Below are 22,356 nucleotides of genomic sequence, written 5' to 3' on the forward strand. Positions count from 1 at the left end.
GGCCTACAAGATGTGGACTGTTCGAGGGTAAGGCGCCGGAAATCCATGGCGCGCAGCCAGAAGATCAAGGATTGCAAACGGTTCGTCGACATAGGCGAGCCCGTTCGCATACTTCGCATTCTCCGGTAAAGGGCCTTCCTTCTCCAAAATCAGAACCGGCGCGGACTGATGATCCTGTCCAAGCCTCTCGATGAGCGCGGCTCGTGGTCTCGCCCAGGAAATCCGACGAACGTCGAGCCTCGCAGCGCGGCTTGGAAACGCGGACAGCAACCCGTCCAATAGCATGCATTGCCAACAATAGAACTGTCGTCCCGGCAAGGCCGGATCCGCAAAAGCGCGTTCTAACAGGAACAGCTGATCCCATGGCATGGTGTGAATCCCTGATCTAGCGATCGGCAGGACATGAAGTTTGAGAATCCCTTGATCGGACCACCGCGAAGGTCGCAACGGCGAAGGCAACCAATGCGCTCGCCGCGCATAGCAGAACGATCGTGCCGAGAGCAAGCCAATCACCTAGCAGCGACAAAGCAATGCCATTTCCCGCAACGCCGCTATAGGTGCAACATTGAAATAACCCGGAGAGGCGACCGGCGCGGTCCGGAGCCACTGAAGACACCATGTGCGCGTGAGCGGCAGCCGCAAATATCTGGCCGAAACCAAGCATTGCGCTGCTGGACGCGATCACCACGGGCAGGCCTGCGTCGAGTGACATCAGCGCAAGGGATGCCGCAAGCAGCACAGCGGCCCCGGCGATGGTTGGCAAAGCGCCCATCAGCTCGTAAATCGGCTTGACGGCCAGCGCGCCCAGCAAGGCAAAAACGCCGTTGGTCATGACGATCGTCAGTAGAACGCTTTTGTCGAGAACCCCGTCAGCTGTGGCACGTGTCGCAGGATAGACATTGATGATGCCGGCGCCGAGGTTGAGCAGAAAGACAGCCAAGAATGCGGGATAGAGGGGTGCCAAGTCCAGGATGGTTCCGGAAGGCCGCGCCTCAAGCACTGCTGGCGTCCTTCTGAACTGCTGCTTGATGCCAAGGAGCACGATCAAGGACAGCATGATCGCCGATGTGTTGAACGCCAAAACGCCAGGCAAGTGCAATTGGTCGGACAACATGGCACCTGCAAGCATTCCGAGCAGATAGGTGAGCCAGTCGATATTGGCGATATTGCGTAGCACCGAGATCATGCCGTCTTCCGATGTAATACGGCGGAAGAAAGAAACTTCTGCAGACAAATAGACGGGCTGGACCAGGCTCAGGACGGCCATTGCGGCATAGCTCAGAAATGAATCGGGTTGGTCGGCGCCGAAGATGGCGAGCAGCGCGCATATGCGAACAGCATTGACGATCATCATGGCTGAGATCGGATCGCCCCTGTCGACCAACGGCGACAGGAAGAGGCTCCCAAGCATGATCGGCGCAAAAGTGACCGCAATGCCGAGACCCGCGGCGCTCACGCCGGATTGCAGAAGGCCGATCAGGATGCCGATACGAAACGCCCAGCCGCCGATCTGAATGATCAAATGCGAGAGATAGATGAACTGCCGTGTGCTCGCCCCGCTCATTGTTGACTTAGCTCATTTTGGATCATCGGATCGCTTGACGCGGAAGAACAGGTGGACGGCACTGGTTTTGTGACGCGACATCGGTGCGATAAGCCCGCGGGGCCCCGACGAACGCTCTCGCAATAGGACGGCTTGGCAAAAGGCATCGTATTTACCTATCTACCTCCCTGTCGGCGTTCGGCCATTCGCGACTATGCCGGCCAAGGCGCTCGCTCTGCCGGTCAACCTGAGTTGCAGCGCTTGCCGCAACAGCAGCCGCTAGACTCCGCTGGAGCTTTGAGGTGCAGCTACCATGTCCTTATCGATCCTGTCTCACACAGCTTGGGCTCGATAGCAGGGGTGCCATGAGCGGCAAGCTCACGTCGCCTTCGCGGAAGATGCAGAAGCTCGGTCCCGCCGCGAAGCCAGGTCAGCTTGCAGGCTTTTCTCGATGTGCTCACGGGTGAGGAGGTAGTCTGGATCTCCCCCGATCTCGACAGCGACCGTCGCGTGGTTCAGTGACATATCTTTCCGGCCCTCGTTGAAGTACTCGATGGCGAGATTGTTATGGGTGAGCGCATGCCGAGGGTTGAGTTCAAGGGCTCGAACATAGTGCGCGATGCTCTCGTGCGCCTCGCCAAGCTCGGAATAGGCAAGGCCGATATTGCTCTGTAGGTCGGGGTTTTTGGAATTGATCTCGGCCGCCGCCAGATAGGACTCCAGAGCAGTTTTAGGTCTGTCCTGCTGCATCAGGATGTTGCCCTTCTCGAAGTGAGCCCGCCATTCGTTTGGCTTGATGACAAGTGTCCTGTCGAGGTCGGCGAGCGCCCCTGTGGTGTCTCCCATTCTGTTGCGGAGTGCGGCCCTGTTCAGATGAGCCTCATAATAGGGTGGGCAAAGTTCAATGGCACGCGCATAGGCCTCCAGAGCCTCAGCTTCCCTTCCAGCCACTTTCGAAAGCAGGTTCCCCAGGTCGTTGTGATACTCTCCATAGTAGGGATCATACGCAATGGCCTCACGCAATTGCTTCTCAGCCCGAGAAAGTTCGTCGATGAGTTCATAGACCTGACTGGTGTTGTAGATCAGAATCGATTGGTGAAGCTTGAAGCGCTCGTCGCCATACGCCTTAAGCATCTTGCCAAGGCCTTCGGCGCAAAGGGCGAGAGCTTCGTCGTACTTCTGCTGTTTGGCCTTGATGTAAGCATAGGCGTTCTCTGCAAACACCTTGATGTAATCGTACTTGTCGTGCCCCCTGAAATCCCGCTCGATGGTCTCCAGGTTCCGTAACGCGTACTCTTCGGCCAGCGTGAGGTTGACCGGCTGCTGATAGCGTCCATACGTCATTGATTGGGCATAGAGAACCGTTGGCGTGTATCGGCTCTTGGGAAAGGTTTTGTAGAATTCGTCCAAATAGGGAACCGACACCCGTCCGCAGCCGAGTGAGTACAGCACAAAGGCCGCGTTGATGAAGGCGGCATTCACGCTAGCATCGCCGGAGCCGTAGGTGCGAAGCGCAGGGTCGGCGAAAAGTTCCCCGAAGTAGCCAAACCAAAGATCATACAGGCCAATGCTCTGGAGGATCTGACTTGGTTCTGCAAGCAGCTCCAGGCGCTTGTACTTGTCCCGTATCGATAGCGCGTGAAGCATGACGAGAGGCGCCTTGCCCGCCTGATAACGCTCCTGGCAGGCGTGGTGCAGCTGTTCGTGCAGGTGATCTGCAGTCGCCGGCTCGAAGGTTGCATAGTTTCGTTGCGCGATCAGATCAGGCGTTGTGCAGTTGGATTCGATGTGCGATTTGAGAAGAATGTGGCGTTCCCCGGTATCGAGGCTGGCCAGATGGAGGTCCACGATTGCGACCGGGTCGAGATAGCCGATGATCGGTAATCCGGCGGCTGCGCATTTGCTTAAAGCCTCTGCAATCAACGGATTGCCGCCACTTGCCTCATAGATCTGCCGGTGCTTCTCCGCGGCGAGATCCGGATCAAAGATTGGCCCCAGCTCCTGCGAGCTATATCTGCCGAAATAAATCTCGCTGGCGTCCGGGAAATAGAGGCGTTGTTCATAGTCGATCAGAACGAACCGAAACAGCGGCGCATCGTCATCCAACCTAACGAGAAGCTTGATCAGGTTCTTGGCCGAGCCGGACAGCGCAGCCGCCCGGTCGATGACGATGATGTGACGCTCGTTGCGCTGTTTGGCACAGTTGATCAGGAATTCGGCTAATCCGACCAGGAGCTTGTTTTGATATTCATGATGATAGAAGCGGGTACGCTCCTCCTTGCTCGAGGTATTGGTGAGATCCTTCGGCACGGTGAAGGCGTCGCTGACCAGGAGAGGGAATAGCCGCTTCAGGGATTGTTGTGCCGCCTCAACCAGTTCTGGCCTATTTTCCTGGGCCCATCCCAGTTCGCCGTCGATGAGGGTTTGCAGCCCGGCAAGATAGCCGCCGGTCCGCCAGTCGCCATCGCTGATCAAGATGTCGGAATGAGAGCTCGCGAGTGCCGATTTGATCGTCGGCACCGGTGCCATGCCCGCTTCTGCCTTCAAGATCGTGATCGGGCTGAGTTCGACGGATGCTGCTATAGCTGAAAGCACGCGCTGCTGAATCAGATCAACCATTTTATTCTCCCGAACTGTCACAAAAGAGGGTGGTCGAAACGACCACCCTCCGATGCCGCTATGCTCTCATCAGGTAGATGCATTCGTCCGCGAACCAACCTAGAGCGTACCCGTGTACGGCGTGGTGGTGCGGATCGTGGTCTTGATTTCAGCGATCTTCTTTTTCATCACATGTTCCTTTCCTTCTCTGGCACGCCAGACCCAAGCGAAATCGCGGCCGGTCATGCAGGACAAGAATAGTAAATTTCCGCAGCAATCCGCAGCGAGATTCCTTGACCGTCGCTGTCAAAAAGATTGAACGCGCGGCTCGCATCGGGTGCCCGGGGCCGGCGCAATGGTTGGGCGCTTCCTTCGCGATGTGTTCAAGTATCGCGATCTCACGCTGAGCAGCCTTGGGCCGGTCGGCGGGATGAACTTCGTCGCAAGGCGTGTCACGAGATGCACTTTGGGCGGCTCACCGCTACACATGAAACTCCTTGTGACTGGCTAATGGTCGTCTTCGCGTTTTCTGGCAAAGGATTTGAACTGGTGCATGGATCCGTTGCAAGGTTGCCCGCCACGAATGACAGCGATTTCGTATCCCAACCTCCCTTCACAGAGGGAACAAGTTCGCTTGCAACGACCCGCTCAGGAAAGCGTTCGGTGAGACAATGGCGCGGTTCAACTATAGCAGGGATTGGACCGTAGATTGGACCGGAGCAGGTTTGAATATGGGGCTCGAACCCGAGCAGCCCTACCAGAAGGCAGAGTTTCAGCGCTAGCCGGATTCCCACTAAGCTTCACGAGCGCTCTGATAACCGATTTGACCTTCCGAAGAAGTGTGACCGATCGCATGGCATGCTCGCGCGATGCAATCAGTTCGCCCTGCCTTTAGCACGTGTCCAGCAGCGTGCCTTTGGCCATCGATCGCCAGGATTTGTACCCACCTCGCAAATGACGAGCGACATCGATGGTTAAGCAGATACCCGCGCTGACCGGTATCCGGTTTGTCGCGGCAGCAGCGGTCGCACTATCTCACGGCGGCAGCCTGTTCTTGCAGGGACCCAGCCTCGGGCTCGATATCAGCGTCGGGACACTCGGCCTGCTCGGGATGCCGATCTTCTTCACGCTGAGTGGTTTTGTCATTCAATATAACTATGGCAGCTCGATTGTGAGCAGCCCGCGGAAAGCGATCCCGGACTTTCTCGTGGCGCGCATCGCGCGAATCTATCCTCTATTCGTTCTTCTCTTTCTCGTCGAATTGCTGACCGGACCGATGGTCTGGCCGTGGCTTCTCGGAACCAAGGCGCCGGCCGAAGGATTCTCAACGCACCTTGTCCCGTTTCAACTCGGGATGGTTCAAACCTGGTTTTTCGCAAATATCGCCGGTGTAGCGCCCGTCTGGCAGTACGAGGAGGTCGGCATCGTCTCCTGGTCGGTGAGCACCGAATGGTTCTTCTATCTGTTTTTTCCGCTCGTTTGCCCTCTACTTGCGCGGATCAGAACTGTGCCCGCCGTAGTTTTGTGCGCCATTGGAGCCCTCACAATCGAGCTTGGCATCGACCTTGCCGTGCTCATGCTGCAGGGCCGCATCAACCTGTTTGCGCTTCATGCCTATGGAACGGAAGCGGCTCTGCCGAACTGGAAGAACACGCTGATCCTCTGGATCGTCTACTTTTCGCCGTTTTGCAGGGTGTGGGAGTTCGTTCTCGGCTGTTGCTTGGCAAGGATCCATGAAGTGTGGTCGGCGCAGGATTTCAGACCGTCTCGCGCTCTGCTCGACATCGCGACGGTTGTTGGCGTCGGCGCGATCGGCTGGGTGTTCTGGTTTACCGCCCACAAGCCGCCATTTGGCGCTTCCATGAGCCTGTTCGATATTGCACGCAACAATATCGCCCTGGCGGCGCCGGTTGCCCTCATCCTTGTCGCGGCGGCTCAGCCCAGCAGCACTGCAGGACTTCTGTTGTCAGCAAGGTGGCTTGTCTTTCTGGGCGAGGCCAGCTTTGCCCTCTATCTTATACACATTATCATCTTCCGGCGTTTTCCGGTGGTGCGTTGGGAAACGGCGAGCCAACTGCTTGGCCATCTCGGTGCGCTCGCTCTTGCTTTCGCCCTGGCGACGTGCGCCGCGATCGTGTTGCATTTCGGCTTTGAGGTACCGGCCCGCGGGCGAATTCGTGGTGCCTATCAGGTGGCCTCGGCGGAACAGTGCAGGCTCCTGATGCGATTGGGAACCGTCGGCTTTGCCGCACTTGTTGGTGCGGCGGCCGCGTATGCACTGCGGGACGCGACCGGGAATGCCATCACGCAATCGGGTATTTCTATTGTTTCCGGCACGTATGGAGGCAATTGCCGCTGGATGTCAGCGCGCGGCAACGCCACGGATGCGCTTGCAGAAGCGTGTAACGGCAAGAACGAGTGTACGTTTCGTACAGAGGCGGCACGGATTGCCGATCCTGCGCCGGGTTGCGCAAAGGAGTTTGCCGTCGCCTGGTTCTGCAAGGGAGATCGCAACATTCGCTCCAGCTCGGCTCCGGATGCGCATGCTACGTCCTCGGCTCTGCAACTTTCCTGTGACAAGGTGGCGCGCGATGATTGAGCCGCAGGCTGAAGGCCCATCCGGATCCCGCTCCCCTGAAGCGAGGTTCTCCGACGTCAGTGTCTTGCTGTCGGCGCCGCACAAAAGAGGTGTGTATGCGTGTCAGCACTTTGGTCATCGGGCGAAAAAGCTGAGGGCGTGACTTCCGCAGCGGACGAGCGTCTTTTTGCCGCCCACCTTGATGGCTGCGAGACTCTTCGCTAGATCACGAAGGTTCACTGATGGAGATGCCGCCGTGGCAATGGGTATTGTGAAGTGGTTCAATTCCAGCAAAGGTTATGGCTTTATTCGGCCGGAGGACGGAAGTGCCGATGTCTTCGTGCACATCAGTGCCGTGGAAAAGGCCGGTTACACCACCCTCGAAGAGGGGGCTCGGGTCAGTTACGAGCTCAAGGCCGGGCGCTCGGGCAAGACGTCAGCTGAGGATCTTCGGGTAGGCTGATTGACGTGCGCCTCCGGGCTGCCTTCTGCAACCTGTGATCTTGCACCTGTCCGGCGTTGCCTTCTGTCTGGTGCGCCGGGCGGTCCTTTACGACCGTCGCTTCCAACTGAGGCTTTGCCGCAAGCCCCGGGGCGCTCTTCAGTCGAGGCATTGCTCGCCGATGCCGCAGCAAGCTCCGGATTTTGCCTGCCTTGGTGCAGTGTGGACCTGACACGATGACCTCGGTGCCATGAAGTGTCCAAACCGTACGCTCCCGCCCAGCGGGCCAGGGGGTGTACGCCGCGCACGTCTCACAGCAACTTACTGCACCGGCCGCCGCTCACGGCTCAAAGTTTGTGCTGTCGCTTCTGAAGGAGCTTACCGAGGGGAATTCGTCCGTTGTGGACAATACGAGCCTGCGGCGCTGACATCCGTGCCCGCGCGAGGACGGCTCGCGCATGAGCCGGCGAGCGATTTTAGGACGCCGGCGCGGCGGGTTAGCCAATATAGTTGAGGTTAACGGCGCCACGTTGTTGACGATGCGCCCTAACAATTGATCCATTGCGGGGGAACTGCACCACACAGCCCATCGGAGACACGGCAAGTGTCCTTCCAGCTGACCGTCCTGAAAGTGCTGGCCGGTCAGCCCACCGGGCGGGCCTCTGTTGCCGAAGTCCGACGCGCCGTGGAGATCCTGATGAACAGCGGCCGCGACTGGACCGATCGCATGAAGCGGTTGGCCGAACACGCGCCGGATCTGAATATCTTTTCGGCGAAGTTTGTCTTTCGCGATGCTCTCGGCTGGGAAATTACACAAGAGGGGCGGCAATTCCTGTCTACGCTCGAAAGGGCCGTCGCCGATCAAAGAGAGCTGCTTCGATCGACCATCGATCCCTCATCCAGCGAAGTCGCTGCGCAAGCGGTCACGGATGCAACAAATTCACTTATTCCTCCCCGCAGTCGCCATCAGAGCTCGCGGCGACACCGCAGGAAAGGTCGATCCAGTCGGCGGACAGCATGAAGCAGGGTTGCCTTAACTGTTCCCCTCACCGGGGGCGAGGCGCGCGGCACTTAACTTGGCAAAAATGCCATCGTCCTCGCACAGCATCGATCAAATCTACATTTCCTCTTGATGGGCCCGGAATGACTGTCTTTTCCGGTCGGAGAAAGCCCTGCGCGTGAGCCGTTTCTAATGTCATGACAGATTTGGCCCCTGTCACAGTGCTGGGCCTGGAGGCATCAGAAGAGAGGAGCGGAGCATTGAGGGGCGGTCTCCTCGCCGCTTTCTGAGCGGTCCACGGTGGTCGTTCCGCCGAACAGGACCTGCTCGTGCAAAGTCGTCTGGCGGAAAGGACAAGGGAGCCGTCCCGCTTGTTGCTGAATGAGGCGAGCGCTTGCTGCCAACTGCCTGGGACCGCGGGAAAAGATCTTGCAGTGTAATCTCGGTCATATGCACTCCCACTCTCAACTGGCATTATCAGCGAGGCAATTTCTGGGAGGATGTCATGGACGACGAGTTTTGTAGAGAGAGGGCGCGGACCGTGCGGGAACTTGCCGAGCAAGCTGACCCCTTCATCAAGGTGCGCTTGTTGCAGCTGGCCGCCAATTACGAACGGCGCGTTGGTCAGCCAGAGAAATCAGCTCGAGATCGCGCTGATTCGGCCGGCACGGAGGTCACCCATTCGCCCGTCCTAAAATTGAGAGATGGCGCTTACGAGTCACCGGGCCGCGATCATTTTCCGTGACGCGCTATGCTGATCCTCGCAGCTGACCGCCAATCTCAAGGCGCCAGCGGGACAGGTCCAGCGGCACGTCGAGGAGCGGAGAGCCCGGCCTGATTGGTGCTGGTATGCCACCGCATCGACCTGAACGCTCCGGCCTCACAACGTAGGTCCCCGACGCCGGCCTTCCGCCGCAGAATAATCGGCCCGTACTCAGCGCATAGCGGGCTGCAATGACTCGCCATACACCGCAGCACCTTCAAACAATAACTCCATGCTGATCAATCGGGGTCCTCACTCATGCGCTCGACGCTGCACAGCGCGAGGACGACATATTAAGAGGCCGGTAAGAAGATTTTCGGCTCCAGGACGAATGCTCGACCCTCGCTTGTAACAAATTCCAATTCGCATTCGGTCCGTAGTGGCGCACTCGGAGGTTCTGCTTGCATGGCCGCAAAGCAGCGCGATGGCGTACTCTTGCCCGAGCCATTGAACCCTAAACAAGGTTGAAGCGTTTGAAAGCTAAGCTGGGCGATTTCGAGCTCCGCTCTGCAAGAATGCCGGCGTTGTGGAGCTTTGAAATATTATCGATGAACATGCGTTTGAACGCCCGAATCTCGAAATTGGTATAAGGGAGGAATCACGAAGGTCGGTCTATGCTGCCATCCTTTCTTGGCAAACCTTAGATTGCAATAAGGCGTAGGTGGCTACTTTCGTCCAACATCGCGTGTGAGCGCCTGCTGTCGCACACGCATTTGCAACGGCGCTCTCGCTCGCCGCAGCTACAAGCAGGCTGACCAAGAGACTAATCTGGAGGCTATTTTCGGTAGTGTCTCAGTTTGAAAATTTTTCCGATTAGGTGCTTTCCCACCAGTCCGCCGCGTCCCTTTTTTGATTCCCATGCAGCAACTCTTCACCTGCAAATTTATTGACACGATCTTCTATTCTCCTAACGCCAATGGCGGCTTTGGCTATATCCCTGTCATAGTCGAACCAAAGGAAGATCAAAATGGCAGCAGCGATGGCGATCATCGTAAGTGCTTGGCTTAGTGAGAAGTAGTTTGCGAATAGGCACCGCTAACAAGTGTGACGATTGGAGTCACCATTACGTAGAGCTGCTGCTGACTGTTGATGCGGCCTGCAATCTCGGCATTCAACTTGGCGTATTCAGAGGACAGAAGGAGCTTCATTTTTTCCAGCTCATCCTTCGCTGGGTCTGCGGCTTCACTCATTTGAAATCACCTTAAAAATGAGATATGCGCCAAGTAGTCTACAGGTTGTGAGGACTATGCCAAGAGGCTCTAAAGCGGAGAAGCGCCCAGCCGAATCGATTCAGAACGCGATGCTGATTGGCCGCATCGCGACCGGAGAGGCTGTGGAAAACTTCAAAGGTATTCGCGCAAGCGAAAAAGGTAGAGCAGCTTGTGGTCCCGAAAATCAGCCGGGGGCAAGCTTCTCGCAAAAAACAGCGAGCCCCGACGGCGTTGGGTCGCCGACCTGTATATCGTCGTGGTATGCTAACGCTATGCGAACGGCTGAAGTCATTTTGCGGTTAAAGTCCGTAGAATCGGAATTGCGAGCCTTTGGCGTTGACGGTCTCTATCTGTTCGGTTCGTAGCCAGAGATGAAGCCGGCCACCAATGGACGGGCGATCGTCGCCTCGCTCGAGGGCGGCTACAGGTTCAACAACAGGTCGCGCTGCTGATCGAAGCGCTGCCGTTCGTCGCGGCTGAAAATGACTTCGCCCTCAAGGGCGGCACAGCGATCAATCTATTTGTCCGCGATATGCCGCGATTATCTGTCGATATTGATCTGACGTATTAGTTCAATCGAATTGGGTGACAACCTGCAGACGAAAGAAAGCATAATCCGCACTTGGACGACCAGGACACAATTGACCTCGCCTGTTCGACGCGAGCGCCGCATCTACTCGCCAGCGCAATCATCTGAAACGATGCAGCGTGACGCAGCGCCGGCCGGACTTGACGTTTTGGGCGACACATGAGGACTTCGTTGGCTTGCCGCGGGCCTACAAGGCCGTGGACACCACTACACGGTCTGAGTAAACCCCTTGATGCAAAGTCGTCTGCCTAGAGGCCGCACAACTATCTTTAAGGAACGGATAGTCCCGGAACGGTGCTGTGGCACAACCAAGCTAGAGGTTTTATGCTTTATCGCGCAACTCCATCGACTGGCCACGGCTCACACGCGGCCGGAGCAGACAAGCGAGATCTAAGCTTTGACTTTGCCAAAGGCATACTCATCATCTTGGTGATCATTGGACATTTGCTGCAGTACGTCATCTACCGAGGCAATGGCTATTGGGATTCGGCGTTTTTCAAGTCGATCTACATGTTTCATATGCCTCTCTTCATGGCGATAAGCGGATATCTGTCTTCGAGAGCCCTCCTTGGAAAATCATTCGCTCGTAGCGTCAAAGAGCGCGCAACCCAATTGTTGCTGCCAACGCTGTTTTGGTGGGCCATTTTGGAGGCGGTTAAAGTTGTGGTTTTGCCCTCGGGCAGTATAGTTGGCGGAGATTTTTTGAACGATTTAATCGGTTCTTACTGGTTTATATGGGCAACATTTGCTTCTTTCCTTGTCGTAAAGGGTCTTCTGACGATCTTCCGTCGCCTATCGATGTGGATTGTAGGCATGTCTGCATTTGCTGTCGCAGTCATGCCCGTCACCTTTTCCATAGCGCCCTTGCTTAGATACACTTACCCATTCTTCTGCCTCGGATTCTTGCTCTCCCAGTCGACCGAACGTCAGACACGCCTTCTTCCACGCAACAAAATCCTCCTGATGTTCGCTCCCGCCGCAATTGCTTGCGCGTGCTTTCTTGCTTGGAGCAAAGAGACTTACGTCTACAACAATCTCGCCCTGATTCACGACACTGCCTCGGCTGAGCAAGTGTTGCTGATGTTCGCTGGCTCTGCAGCGGCCTCTTGGATCGCGTTTGAAATAATCGCTCAGCTCTGGAAACTCAGTTCCTCAAATCGAATAGCTCGTTTTATCGCGGTAGAGCTTGGCCAGAGCACGCTGCTTCTTTATCTGCTCCAGGGCACCGTTTTTCGCCTCATGGACTTCGTTCAGTTCGGAGAATTATGGGATATCTCGACCAGAATCTCCGTCGCCAGCATGCTTGGGGTGTCAATCGTTGTCATCGCAATGACCGTTCGCTTCATTGTGCGCGACTTCGGATGGTTGTCTCGGATTGTAGTCGGAACCTCGCCGCGCTCGGAAGCACTCAAAGCCCATTCGGCGACCAACTGATCAACTCCTCTCGGCTGTGACAAAAGCGTCAATCTGCGCGACGCCCTAGTCTGACTGAGTGTGCGCCGGGAGACCGGCAAGAAATAGATGGTGAGACTCCATTACGATGAAGGGGTAGCGTCCCACATCGGCCCCGAGCCGTGCGGCAGCGTCCGTGAGGGCGCTGGTGAAGCGTCGGCACCAGAATCCGTGGCTAGGTCTTCAAGCTCCCGCCGATTCCTCCGGGAGGAGCGGTTCCATTGCTGATGCGTCCATTTTTGCCGCTTTCTTTGCCGTCGAAATATATAACAATATCAATAGCTATATAAAGGTTTTAGCTGCTGGTTTTGCCGGTTTATTTGCCGCTTTGGCGGGGCAAAAAATCAGCTTGGGGCACTCGTGTTTTAGGGCCAATGGCCCTGAATTTGCTAGGTCCATTGGACCTAGGATGATTTTATGACCCTCGTCAGAACACCGGAGGCTTTGAAGGCTGCAAGGGGTGCGCTTAGACTAAGTGCAGACGCCTTGGCCAAAATCGTGCGGGTTGAAGATGGCCGCACCGTGCGCAGATGGGAAGCCGGCGAACGCGAAATCCCCGGGGCCCGTCATCGTTATCCTGGAAACGGCCCTGGGTTATCTCGACAGCATCAAGCTGATTGATCGGCAGTTGGAAATGTTGCGCTCGGGAAAAAGGCGCAGCGGTCAAACAACGCCTGCCGGCAGAATTGACGAGACCGCCGCCGACATCGAACGTCTCACGGCAGCCCGAAAGAGCCTCGAAGAGGCGCTGGAGATACTCACCCGGGTGCCTGTCAACGACGGGTCGGATCGCGTGCATTGGTACAGCCTGCAACGAGCGACCCCGCTGTTCGACCCAGCACAGAAAGATGAATGGTCGGTCCCCGGCGAAGTGAGGCCCGAAGCGGCGCTGGCTTATTTTACCAAGCACGAGGGCTTCGAGGAGGGCTAGAAATCGCCGCCGCCGAGGGCCCTCTTACGGAGTTTGTTCTCGAAAAACGCGAAGTGCTGCGCCGCCAGGTCGGCGCATCGCAGCGCCTGAGTGCCGGCCGAGTGATCGAGACCTATGCCGTGCAGCGACTTCTCAAGCATCGTCCATGAAAGCCTGATGGATGGCGAGTTTGGCCGCCGGCATTTGGGGTGCCGCTGCGACAAGGCCGGTCTGTCCGGCGCGGACCCGTCGTCCATCCGTAACCCGCTTTCCTTCTTGAGCCTTGCGAGTCGCTTTCCCGTGCTTCCCGCTGTCTCCGAAAGCAAAAACGGTGGATTGCCGAGCAGCAGATGCGGGGAACTTGACCCCTAAAACCGCAATGTTCTCTCATGAATCATAGAGAGCTGCTGCGTTCCTCCTGCGCCCGCCGAGGAGGCCGGCAGGCTTTGACTTGGTGATTGAGATTTCGGAAGGACAGCATCTGCCGCCTCGAACCTTCGACAGGAAACATGTACGAGATCATCTGTCCCATGTGACAAGGCGTTCAAGATCGACGAGTCCGGTTACGCGGAAAATACTGAAGCAAGTCGGTGACGGCGATTTTGAAAGACAGCTGCCCGAGCGGCTGGAATTGGCCGAGCGCGAAAAGCAGAACGCTGTGGAATTGGCTAAAGCCAACGTCAGCCACGATCTGCAAAAGACTACGGCCGCCAAGGATGCCGAAATCCAGGATCTGAAATCCAGGCTTGAGGCCAGCGCGGTTATTCAGAAGCTTGCTGTCTCCGAAGCGCTCGGTGCCGTAGAGAAAGAGCGCGACAGGCTCGCGAAAGCTCTGGCCGAGCGCGAGAGGCGCGGGCTTAAGCCGCAAAGCATGCAAAGGCTGTGTGCGGTACTTACGTTAATAGAAGGCCTCTTTGCAATGGGGCCTTCCTTTACATGAAGTCTCTGCCGTCGGGCTCGGCAGAGACTTCCTGCACGTTATCCTCAATCAATCCGTTGCGTCGGCACCTATGTTCATCGCCAGTCCAGGCGTTCCGCATCCTCGTCGTGCGCCTTCGCCTGGTGGTCATAGTTCTTGGCAAGGTTTTCCAAGATTCCCGAGGTGCGCGGCCAGTCAAAGGCCGTAGCCTCGGACCAGTCCCGGTATTGCTTCGCCAACTGGCGTTCCTGATCACCGTCGTCACCGTACGCTCGTGAGGTCACGCCACGGCGGTTGGATTTCCCGATCATCACCCCCGTTTCCAGATCGCGGCTGCGGATCGCCTCGATCACCTCGCGGACTGGCGCGGCGGGCCAGATGCCGTCTGCGTCAATCTTGGAGGCTGAGAGCAGCTCGCCGATCTTCTGATCCACGACCAGACCGCGGCCCTTGGCGTGGGCGAGCTTGCGCGCCTCCTTAATCCACGCCTCGAGCTTGGCGCCATCGATCGATCCATCGGCGGCCGTGCCGGGATCACATCCCACAGCCGCAGCAGCCGATAAGCCTGGTTCGCAATAGTGCGGGCCTGCTCCTCGTTCTCGACGGATCGACCACGCCGCTATCCTGGCTGGGCCGAAAGATCGCCGTGATCAATTGGACGAAGAGATCAGGGTTGATCGCGAGTTCTGACATGATCGCCTTCGTCTTGCGCGGCGAGTGCTCGAACATCGGCAAGTATTGCCATTCGAGTTGCGCGAGCGTCTTGGTGGACACGTCATCTGCCTCGTCCAGCCGCTTGAAAATCTCCTGGGCGTAGTGCTGGAACATCGTCCTGTCGTTCATGTCCAGCTCGCCCTCGACCGGCTGCCGTACGGCCTCAAACAACGCTCTCGTAAGCAGATCGGAGGCGAACTTCCGTCCGTCATGCAGGTGATAGCCGATGAAGTGCAGGGCCGCCCGCGCCCGGCCGGCTGCGATCAGCTTCTCGACCGCGTAGGTGGGATCGGCGTCGTCCTCTTTGCTCCACCGGATAACGGCGGCGGCGCATATTAATCGCCTACCGTGGGATGCAGCCAAAGCAAAGCCCGGCCTCCAGCGTGAGGGCGGCTGCCGGCGAGATGACGATCGCCGCAAGTAGACGCGACCTGTGCAGCACCATCGCATGCACGGGGTCCGATAGCGACGGGCCTGGCTCCGCCGAGCATGATCGCTGAGGACGTGGGAAGCATCTCGGCGCGAAAGCGTTGGGATTGCTCGGCTATGTCCTCCGTAACAAACCTTCACCACCGAACATTCGAGGGCCTCGTGATCGCAAGAGTTCGAGATGTTAGAGGAGTTAGGTGGGTTGATGCGGCTGAAGTCGGATGACCGTTCGCTGGACCAGGGTGGGGGGCGAAAGTCTACGAGCGTTTCCCGTCGACCGGTCTTGCTGGTTCGCACGCAAAATGTTCGGAAATAAAAACAAAAAGCGCACTTGGGCTAAGTCGTAGGAATCTGCTCGTGCCGTTCGCCGGCGGGTCGAAGGCTTTGATCGAAAGCGCCCGTCGTAGAGAACATTGACGTCGCGAGTAGTTCGGTCGCTATCAGCGGCTTTCGACCCTGGCTGTGTGAAAACGCGGTGCCGCTGTTATGATTCTCTCGTGATTCTCGGGAGAACTTGATGGGTCGCTTCGTTGAGGAGGCGGATCGCGGGCAGTGGACGCTGCTGCCGGAATGCCTTGATGATTTCATTGACGAGAGCAACCCTGTTCGCGTGATCGATGTGTTTGTCGGCGCGCTCGATTTGGTCGAGATGGGCTTTGAGGGGGTAGAGCCGGCGGCCACCGGTCGGCCGTCGTACCATCCCTCGGTTCTCCTGAAGCTCTACATTTACGGCTATCTGAACCGGGTGCAGTCGAGCCGGCGGCTCGAACGCGAGGCCGGACGCAATGTCGAGGTCATGTGGCTGCTGGGTCGGCTCGCACCTGATCACAAGACGATCGCGGACTTCCGCAAAGACAATGGCCTGGCGCTGCGCAAGGTATGCGCGCGCTTCGTCGAGCTCTGCCGTGAGATGGGGCTTCTTGCGAAGTCGAGCGTCGCCATCGATGGCAGCAAGTTCAAAGCGGTGAACAACCGGGACAGGAACTTCACCCGGGCGAAGGTGGAGCGGCGACGCGCTCAACTCGAGGAGAGCGTCGCGCGCTATCTGAGCCAGCTCGACACCGCCGACCGGCAGGAGCCGACGGAGGCGCTGGCTGCGAAGGTAACAAGGCTCACCGAGAAGCTAACGAAGCTGAAGGAGGAAATGGGCAAGCTTGCTGTCTACGAGAAGCAGATGCTTGCGTCACCCGATCAGCAAATCTCCCTGACCGATTCCGACAGCCGTTCGATGGCAACCAGCGGGCGCGGGTCCGGCGTCGTCGGCTACAATGTGCAGGTCGCGGTCGATACCGACCATCACCTGATCATCGCGCATGAGGTGACGAACACCGGCTCGGACCGGGCGCAACTCGCCAACATGGCGTCTCGTGCAAAGGATGTCCTCGGCGTCGAAAAACTCGAAGCCGTTGCTGATCGGGGCTATTATAGCGGCGAAGAAATCCTTGCCTGCGACAAAGCTGGAATTGCGGTGACGCTTCCCAAGCCGATGACATCAGGTCTTGAGGCACGGGGTCGCTTTGGCAAACAGGACTTTGTCTATCTCAGCGACGAGGATGCCTATCGCTGCCCGGCTGGCGAAAAGCTGATCTACCACTACACCAACGAGGAGGCCGGGCAGCAGCTACGGCGCTATTGGACCAATGCGTGCCGTGACTGCGCACTCAAAGCCAGCTGCACGACCGGCAAGGAGCGGCGGATTACGCGCTGGGAGCATGAGCACGTTCTGGAAGAGGTGCAGAGGCGCCTCGACAATAACCCACAGGCCATGCGGCAGCGACGGGAGACAGTTGAGCATCCGTTCGGCACGATGAAAGCCCGCATGGGGGCGACACACTTCCTCACCAAAACGCTTCCAAAAGTAGCCGCCGGGATGGCTCTCTCGGTCCTGGCCTATAATCTGACACGGGTCATCAACATCGTCGGGGTCAGGCCGTTGATCACTGCGATCGTGGCCTGAGACACACCTGGGTCCTGGCTTCCAAGACTGACATCCCTAAGGCCGTTTTTACACGACCAAGACCCAAAGTAGACATTCCGGTGAGTAGCGAGGGTGGGCCGAAGCACGGGTGTAGTCCGCCCACAGCTCCCCACTTTCGTCAATTTTGATCGCCATGTTCAGACATGGAAGTTTTTGCCGAAGCGTGGCGATCGGAGTCGCGTGATCAATGTTTTCATTCCAGGTGATTTGTAGGACGGGTAATGAGGAACGCAACACTGTTTGTTATTGGTTTGTTAGTGGCACAAGACAGCGCGAGATGTCAGATCTCGCTTTCTCCTCCGCTTTCGATTGCGCCACCGCCGTCGAATGAGCGAACGACATCTACGGCCGCAACCAACAGCGTCTGGCCGCCGACGGCCACCGCCAAGAGTTCGGTGCCCCGAGCCGCTAAAGATTATCCGCCACGGTCTGCTGCCCCACGATCTTCAACTGTCGAGCACGCGCCGTTAAAGCCCGACAGCGTTTCGCAGGCACGAGTGATCGACAGGTCGCCGCCGTCGGCTAGACCTGTTCCCGATTACGATGGTTTTACCGTCCGCATCGACGACGACACGTCAAGCCGGGCGACGCGACCCGTCAGGTCGCACCGGGCAAAGCATCCCGCGCTCGATCAAGAATCAGAGCGTGTCTCTGCGCACCAATCGGTCGATCCCGGGGACGATGACAAGCTAAAGGCCAAACTTACGATTTGCCGCGGCTGCAAGTAACAGGCGCCGCTCGAGGCGGGCGTCTAGCTAGACTGGCCCTTCATTTTTCTAAAAGTCTTGCGGAGCAAGAGTTGTTGCCCGTAGCAGATTTCTGAAGCCGCCACCGGGCGTCGCTCTTTTGACCGAAATGAGCTTCGTTGATTCCTCGATAGGGAACAAGTTGCCAAGAAACCACAGCCATCAAAGGGAATGTCAGTTGACCGTATTTCTCGTGGCGACGCTCGTGCTCGCGGCCTATTGGTGAGGGACTGCAATCAATGAAGTCCAGCATTTTCGTTCTGACGTGCTGATCACAGCGGGAAATGGCAATGGCGCCAATTCCTCGAGCCGCGGGGCAAATCGCGAGATGAATTTTAGCAGTCAATCGCAGTCCAATTGTTTGAATTCTGCGCATTCCATACCGGTGGCCTCCGTCGATCAAACGAGTGGGAGCCGTTGCATCGAGACGCGCTTCGGATTCAAGGCAACTGATCTGATCGTGTACCCGGCTCACGGCGTCGGCCAGATTGTCGCGATCGAGGAACAGGCGGTGGCAGGAGCTCAGCTTGAGTTCTTTGTCGTCTATTTCGCGAAGAGCAAAATGACGCTACGAGTTCCTACAAGAAAAGCGGCAAGCGTCGGGATGCGCGAGCTTTCCGATCCGGCAGCCATCCAGCGCGCGCGAAGTATCCTCAGTCAAGCGCCTCGCAGAGCGCGAGGTAATTGGTCCCGGCTCGCGCAGGAATACGAGAGCAAGATCAAGTCGGGAGATATTCTCGCCATCGCAGAAGCGATGCGCGATCTCTATCGGCCGGAGTTCAATTCCAGCCAAAGCTACAGCGAACGACAGCTTTATGCGTCTGCACTCGAGCGTCTATCGGGAGAGATTGCCGTTGTCGACGGCGTCACCGAAGCGGCGGCGGTCAGAGAGCTTGAAAGTCTGATGACTGAGGCAAGGCGAAGCGCCTAGAGCAGTCTGCGGAGATCGGGACGCCTCTGGCGAGTCGCGCGGATGTTCCAATTCGGACGCTGCGCTACCAGAGAGCAGAGCAGATCGCGGTTGGGCTAGCGGGCTACCGATAATAGCCAAAGTCGTTAAATTGCGCGTTGACTCCAGGTGGAACGGAGGCCGAGAGCATCCGCCGCCGCGGTGGCGTGGTCATCATTACCAAGGCGCGGGTTCCAAGCCAGCCAACTTGAGTATCGCAAGCCGGCGATTTCGCCCACGACATGCTTGGTGTCCTCTGAGGCATCCAGGCCGGGAGCGCATTGACCGGCTAATGGGGTGGGGGTGGTAGTTTCCTCAAGGGGACGCTGCTCGCGGACCGGCCCCACTCTCACTCAGGGGCAAAGCTCCACGGGGAGCCTCTACCGTCGATCAAGACCCAAAAGGAGCCAGCCTCTTGATCCGCGCAGGTGACAGAAGTTGACCGAGCCGGGCATTCCACTGCGCGCCAAACGATGTTGCGCTTTCGTCGTCGTTAATGTAATGTTATAACATTACATATTATGGCAGGTCCTCACGCGGGCCCGTCACTGACGCAAGGACTCGCCCCATGCCTGAAACTACGACGCAGATTCCCGTCACGGTCCTCACCGGCTATCTCGGCTCGGGGAAAACCACGCTTCTCAACCGCATTCTCACCGAGACCCACGGCAAGCGGTTTGCCGTGATCGTCAACGAATTCGGCGAGGTCGGCATCGACAACGATCTCATCGTCGATGCCGACGAGAAAATCTTCGAAATGAACAATGGGTGCATCTGCTGCACCGTTCGCGGCGATCTTATTCGTATCATCGCAGGGCTGATGCGGCGTAGCGGCGCGTTCGACGGCATCGTGGTGGAGACCACGGGGCTCGCAGATCCCGCGCCGGTGGCACAAACATTCTTTGTCGACGATGAAGTCCGCCGCAAGACCAAGCTTGATGCCATCATCGCGGTCACCGACGCCAAACATCTTCTCGAACAGATCGATCGGGCCCCGGAAGCCCAAGAGCAACTCGCGTTTGCCGACGTCGTTCTCCTCAACAAGGTCGATCTCGTTAACGAGAGCGGCCTGGCCACGGTCGAACGCCGCATCCGCAAGATCAACCCCTACGCGACGATCCACCGAACAGAGCGTTGCAACCTCGAGCTCGCCAAGGTGCTGGGGCGAGACGCCTTCAATCTCAATCGTATCCTCGAAGTCGAGCCGGGATTCCTCATCGAGGAGCATGCCCACGAGCACGACGACGAGATTGCCAGCCTGTCACTGGTCGCCGACGAGCCAATGGATCCCGCCAGGTTCGTCTCGTGGATTCAGGACACCACTCAGCGTTACGGCACGGACATCCTGCGCATGAAGGGCATTATCGCAATGGCTGATGATGACCGGCGGTTTGTCGTGCAGGGCGTCCACATGCTGATCGAGGGCGGCAGTCAGCGCGCATGGAAGAAGAACGAAGCGCCCCAAAGCCGGCTTGTCTTCATCGGCCGCGATCTACCAGTGGATATTCTGAGGCAAGGCTTTGCGGCCTGCCGCGCTTGACCAGGAACTGGGGCTTGGGTGGTCGCGAGAAGCTATGCGAGAAGGAACTGTAAACAAAGGGCTTATCGAGCTGCGAGCGCGGCGCGGCGTGCATTCAGAAACTACAGAGAAGGGATCGTGTTGAACTCTTTAATTCTTTGAGCGAGCTTTCGATCGCTGTATCGCCGCTCGTGGCGTGCGTGGCCGTACGCTGTCATAGAGTGTTTGGCCCAAAGGTCCTCCCGCATGACGGATCAGAACGGCCGAATCTCCACGCTCTGGGACCAGACGTCGTCCGCCTTGTTCTCCCTCTCTTCAAGGCATCTGAGAGCCCGTTGGTATTCGAACTCGCACCACGCAAGCTCGAATGGCTCCATCAGTATCTCTATCCACGTCTCGGCAAAGGCCGCCATTCCGACGAAAAATAGAATTCGCGACCTCCTGACTGACTATCAGTTGACGACGCCGGCGAAGACGAATGAGATGTCGCTGTGGCCAGCCGCACATGCAGCTAAGAGGATCGTGATCAGCGACTCAATTGAACCTTGGTAAAAATTGGGCACCTCAAGGGGGGCGCGTAACGATACGAAAGTTTATGGCGGGTGTTCACCTGGCTCGCACACTTCATCCAACGGCTGCCCGAGCAGCAAAATAATCCGACGGCTTCGTACAGCTCGTTCACGATTCGCTAATCGCCTTCGCCTCCCATATTGAAATTGCGGCGACATACCCACTATCTTGAGGCCTCAAGACGAGGTCATTAGGGGCTGGGTCAGTATGTCAAGCGCAATGGCAGGGATTGCTTCAAGCTCCGCGGCGCCCTGCGCTATGGACGTTGAATGAGCACCAGAGCGGAAAATCGACGTTACTTTGTCGATCGTCGGCTCGGCATTGTCATGACAGGCCGTGCGGCAGTTGAATGATCCACCGTCTGATCCGTTTGATTCTTATCTCAAGAGCCCAAGTCGTCGTTGTTCACAAACCATAGAACAAAGGCTGCAATGTCGGTGATGCTTCCCGACGATGATGATTTATCAGGACGGGACCGGACAGATTCTGTCTGTGAATTGCAAGCGCGAACCCAGCTACGCAGTATCAGAGATGCTTATAAAAGAAGGTCGCCGAGCGATATGTTCCGTCAGGGGCGAGCACACACCCGGTATGATACCCACCCGCTGCCATCCCTCGCTGGCGTAAAGACGCTCGGCAGCAGAACCTGTGGTAGTGCTGAGCGTCAACACGTCTTTCCCTCCTTTCGTGCTAACGCGCAGACAGCCGAGATTAGCCGGTGCCCGATGCCGCGACGGCGTGCAATTCTTTCAACCAAGACTTTGACGACTCGAGCGCTATGCAATTGGTTCTCAGACGCGGCAGGTACCATCTGGGTCGCTGACCTGCGCTATCTTCCGCAGCTAGTAACACGCATCCATTGCAAATGACCGCGTCCGCGACGCTACACCAGTACACCAGCACACGTCGTCGAGTTAGCGGTGGCAGAAAGCTGACCGAGTCGCCTGGGCGACGCAGTCAACGAGGATGCCGGCGAGACGCTCCAAACGCTTATCCACTTCGTCGGCGCCGATGCGCCGTACCTGGATATCGTCCGTCATCTGATTTCGGACGGAGCGAGCCGATCGCCCCCGGCTAGGTCGGACGGAGGGTTGATTGCCAACGCCACGGAAATAGCGAATCTCCATCAGAGCGACATGCTCTTGAATGCCATAAGTGGTCACGTGCCGTGTCGCCCAACCCAACCGAATCCGTGCAAATGACTATGGACGACAGCTCCGCCAAGGTTGCAATGCTCAGCTACCCGCTCGAAGCGCCTGGACCGGAAGGCGCGCTCCGCATCACGAGCCAAATTTAGCGCAGAGCTCCGCAGCACGAAACAAATTCAGCGCGGAGATGAGAGTCTTGTCGTGCGGGAACAGCCTCCGAGCGGACTTAACCCGCGCATCATGGTCCAGTCCAGATATCGTCTGGCCCTCTAAAAGAAGCGCCTCTGAGAATCTACGA

20 protein-coding genes and 1 pseudogene are annotated in these 22,356 nt (G+C 57.5%); 12 read left to right on the plus strand and 9 right to left on the minus strand.

What is annotated here, in order from left to right; translation table 11 throughout:
- Positions 1 to 3: 3 nt before the first annotated feature.
- The 4 genes from ACVIGB_RS42775 to ACVIGB_RS42790 form a co-directional block, all read right to left on the minus strand.
- Positions 4 to 369 (minus strand): DUF3088 domain-containing protein, encoded by a 366-nt coding sequence (locus ACVIGB_RS42775; RefSeq protein WP_456724811.1) that lies wholly within the window; start codon positions 367 to 369, stop codon positions 4 to 6.
- Positions 370 to 385: 16 nt separating this feature from the next.
- Entirely contained in the window at positions 386 to 1,564 is a 1,179-nt protein-coding gene (locus tag ACVIGB_RS42780) for an MFS transporter (protein ID WP_456724810.1), read from the minus strand.
- A gap of 357 nt (positions 1,565 to 1,921) precedes the next feature.
- A complete protein-coding gene (locus tag ACVIGB_RS42785) occupies positions 1,922 to 4,162 on the minus strand; it encodes a tetratricopeptide repeat protein (RefSeq protein WP_456724809.1) in 2,241 nt (746 codons plus the stop codon).
- A gap of 99 nt (positions 4,163 to 4,261) precedes the next feature.
- A complete protein-coding gene (locus ACVIGB_RS42790) occupies positions 4,262 to 4,396 on the minus strand; it encodes a hypothetical protein (RefSeq protein ID WP_456724808.1) in 135 nt (44 codons plus the stop codon).
- Positions 4,397 to 5,111: 715 nt separating this feature from the next.
- Here ACVIGB_RS42790 and ACVIGB_RS42795 point away from each other — a divergent pair.
- The 4 genes from ACVIGB_RS42795 to ACVIGB_RS42810 all read left to right on the plus strand — a co-directional run bounded on the left by ACVIGB_RS42795 (position 5,112) and on the right by ACVIGB_RS42810 (position 8,906).
- Positions 5,112 to 6,740 carry an acyltransferase family protein gene (locus ACVIGB_RS42795; RefSeq protein ID WP_456724807.1) on the plus strand — a complete coding sequence of 543 codons (1,629 nt, stop codon included), beginning with the start codon at positions 5,112 to 5,114 and terminating at the stop codon, positions 6,738 to 6,740.
- 235 nt (positions 6,741 to 6,975) lie between these two features.
- Positions 6,976 to 7,182: a cold-shock protein gene (locus tag ACVIGB_RS42800; protein WP_050424578.1), complete on the plus strand. Its 207-nt coding sequence runs from the start codon at positions 6,976 to 6,978 to the stop codon at positions 7,180 to 7,182.
- Positions 7,183 to 7,765: 583 nt separating this feature from the next.
- Positions 7,766 to 8,182 carry a hypothetical protein gene (locus tag ACVIGB_RS42805; RefSeq protein WP_456724806.1) on the plus strand — a complete coding sequence of 139 codons (417 nt, stop codon included), beginning with the start codon at positions 7,766 to 7,768 and terminating at the stop codon, positions 8,180 to 8,182.
- Positions 8,183 to 8,666: 484 nt separating this feature from the next.
- The gene (locus tag ACVIGB_RS42810) at positions 8,667 to 8,906 is read left to right on the plus strand and encodes a hypothetical protein (RefSeq protein WP_456724805.1); all 240 of its coding nucleotides are present in this window, start codon (positions 8,667 to 8,669) and stop codon (positions 8,904 to 8,906) included.
- An 831-nt stretch (positions 8,907 to 9,737) separates the two neighbouring features.
- Here the strand turns inward: ACVIGB_RS42810 and ACVIGB_RS42815 are convergent.
- Positions 9,738 to 9,914, minus strand: coding sequence for a hypothetical protein (locus ACVIGB_RS42815; protein WP_456724804.1), 177 nt, complete (start codon positions 9,912 to 9,914; stop codon positions 9,738 to 9,740).
- Between the two features lie 14 nt (positions 9,915 to 9,928).
- Positions 9,929 to 10,114: a hypothetical protein gene (locus ACVIGB_RS42820; protein WP_456724803.1), complete on the minus strand. Its 186-nt coding sequence runs from the start codon at positions 10,112 to 10,114 to the stop codon at positions 9,929 to 9,931.
- A gap of 466 nt (positions 10,115 to 10,580) precedes the next feature.
- On the opposite strand from ACVIGB_RS42820, the pseudogene ACVIGB_RS42825 reads away from it, so the two are divergent.
- From ACVIGB_RS42825 to ACVIGB_RS42840, 4 genes and pseudogenes are all read left to right on the plus strand, one after another.
- Positions 10,581 to 10,703: pseudogene (locus ACVIGB_RS42825) on the plus strand (nucleotidyl transferase AbiEii/AbiGii toxin family protein); the annotation flags it as partial.
- A 345-nt stretch (positions 10,704 to 11,048) separates the two neighbouring features.
- Positions 11,049 to 12,158 carry a nodulation factor fucose acetyltransferase NolL gene (gene nolL / locus ACVIGB_RS42830; protein ID WP_456749311.1) on the plus strand — a complete coding sequence of 370 codons (1,110 nt, stop codon included), beginning with the start codon at positions 11,049 to 11,051 and terminating at the stop codon, positions 12,156 to 12,158.
- 166 nt (positions 12,159 to 12,324) lie between these two features.
- Positions 12,325 to 12,597, plus strand: a complete 273-nt coding sequence (locus ACVIGB_RS42835) for a hypothetical protein (protein WP_456749312.1) — start codon at positions 12,325 to 12,327, stop codon at positions 12,595 to 12,597.
- An 84-nt stretch (positions 12,598 to 12,681) separates the two neighbouring features.
- Positions 12,682 to 13,107 (plus strand): hypothetical protein, encoded by a 426-nt coding sequence (locus ACVIGB_RS42840; protein ID WP_456724802.1) that lies wholly within the window; start codon positions 12,682 to 12,684, stop codon positions 13,105 to 13,107.
- Here the strand turns inward: ACVIGB_RS42840 and ACVIGB_RS42845 are convergent.
- Positions 13,104 to 13,247, minus strand: coding sequence for a hypothetical protein (locus tag ACVIGB_RS42845; RefSeq protein ID WP_456724801.1), 144 nt, complete (start codon positions 13,245 to 13,247; stop codon positions 13,104 to 13,106). The genes ACVIGB_RS42840 and ACVIGB_RS42845 overlap by 4 nt on opposite strands.
- Before the next feature lie 290 nt (positions 13,248 to 13,537).
- On the opposite strand from ACVIGB_RS42845, the gene ACVIGB_RS42850 reads away from it, so the two are divergent.
- Positions 13,538 to 14,026 carry a hypothetical protein gene (locus ACVIGB_RS42850; RefSeq protein WP_456724800.1) on the plus strand — a complete coding sequence of 163 codons (489 nt, stop codon included), beginning with the start codon at positions 13,538 to 13,540 and terminating at the stop codon, positions 14,024 to 14,026.
- Positions 14,027 to 14,100: 74 nt separating this feature from the next.
- On the opposite strand, the gene ACVIGB_RS42855 is transcribed toward ACVIGB_RS42850, so the two are convergent.
- Positions 14,101 to 14,550 carry a hypothetical protein gene (locus ACVIGB_RS42855; protein ID WP_456724799.1) on the minus strand — a complete coding sequence of 150 codons (450 nt, stop codon included), beginning with the start codon at positions 14,548 to 14,550 and terminating at the stop codon, positions 14,101 to 14,103.
- Positions 14,540 to 15,082 (minus strand): hypothetical protein, encoded by a 543-nt coding sequence (locus tag ACVIGB_RS42860; RefSeq protein ID WP_456724798.1) that lies wholly within the window; start codon positions 15,080 to 15,082, stop codon positions 14,540 to 14,542. Before ACVIGB_RS42860 ends, ACVIGB_RS42855 begins: the two co-directional genes overlap by 11 nt.
- 583 nt (positions 15,083 to 15,665) lie before the next feature.
- Between ACVIGB_RS42860 and ACVIGB_RS42865 the strand changes: the two genes are divergently transcribed.
- From ACVIGB_RS42865 to ACVIGB_RS42875, 3 genes are all read left to right on the plus strand, one after another.
- Positions 15,666 to 17,105 (plus strand): IS1182 family transposase, encoded by a 1,440-nt coding sequence (locus ACVIGB_RS42865; protein WP_456725294.1) that lies wholly within the window; start codon positions 15,666 to 15,668, stop codon positions 17,103 to 17,105.
- A gap of 1,032 nt (positions 17,106 to 18,137) precedes the next feature.
- Positions 18,138 to 18,803, plus strand: a complete 666-nt coding sequence (locus ACVIGB_RS42870; protein WP_456724797.1) for a CarD family transcriptional regulator — start codon at positions 18,138 to 18,140, stop codon at positions 18,801 to 18,803.
- A 586-nt stretch (positions 18,804 to 19,389) separates the two neighbouring features.
- Positions 19,390 to 20,361, plus strand: a complete 972-nt coding sequence (locus ACVIGB_RS42875; protein WP_456724796.1) for a CobW family GTP-binding protein — start codon at positions 19,390 to 19,392, stop codon at positions 20,359 to 20,361.
- The last annotated feature ends 1,995 nt before the right edge of the window (positions 20,362 to 22,356 follow it).

This window comes from Bradyrhizobium sp. USDA 4341, from assembly GCF_054063755.1.

Excerpts from the sequence above, each read along its gene's own strand:
- ACVIGB_RS42775 (WP_456724811.1), bottom strand. The coding sequence starts at position 369 with ATGCCATGGGATCAGCTGTTCCTGTTAGAACGCGCTTTTGCGGATCCG.
- ACVIGB_RS42780 (WP_456724810.1), bottom strand. The coding sequence starts at position 1,564 with ATGAGCGGGGCGAGCACACGGCAGTTCATCTATCTCTCGCATTTGATC.
- ACVIGB_RS42785 (WP_456724809.1), bottom strand. The coding sequence starts at position 4,162 with ATGGTTGATCTGATTCAGCAGCGCGTGCTTTCAGCTATAGCAGCATCC.
- ACVIGB_RS42795 (WP_456724807.1), top strand. The coding sequence starts at position 5,112 with ATGGTTAAGCAGATACCCGCGCTGACCGGTATCCGGTTTGTCGCGGCA.
- ACVIGB_RS42810 (WP_456724805.1), top strand. The coding sequence starts at position 8,667 with ATGGACGACGAGTTTTGTAGAGAGAGGGCGCGGACCGTGCGGGAACTT.
- ACVIGB_RS42815 (WP_456724804.1), bottom strand. The coding sequence starts at position 9,914 with ATGATCGCCATCGCTGCTGCCATTTTGATCTTCCTTTGGTTCGACTAT.
- ACVIGB_RS42820 (WP_456724803.1), bottom strand. The coding sequence starts at position 10,114 with ATGAGTGAAGCCGCAGACCCAGCGAAGGATGAGCTGGAAAAAATGAAG.
- nolL (WP_456749311.1), top strand. The coding sequence starts at position 11,049 with ATGCTTTATCGCGCAACTCCATCGACTGGCCACGGCTCACACGCGGCC.
- ACVIGB_RS42845 (WP_456724801.1), bottom strand. The coding sequence starts at position 13,247 with ATGCTTGAGAAGTCGCTGCACGGCATAGGTCTCGATCACTCGGCCGGC.
- ACVIGB_RS42865 (WP_456725294.1), top strand. The coding sequence starts at position 15,666 with ATGGGTCGCTTCGTTGAGGAGGCGGATCGCGGGCAGTGGACGCTGCTG.
- ACVIGB_RS42875 (WP_456724796.1), top strand. The coding sequence starts at position 19,390 with ATGCCTGAAACTACGACGCAGATTCCCGTCACGGTCCTCACCGGCTAT.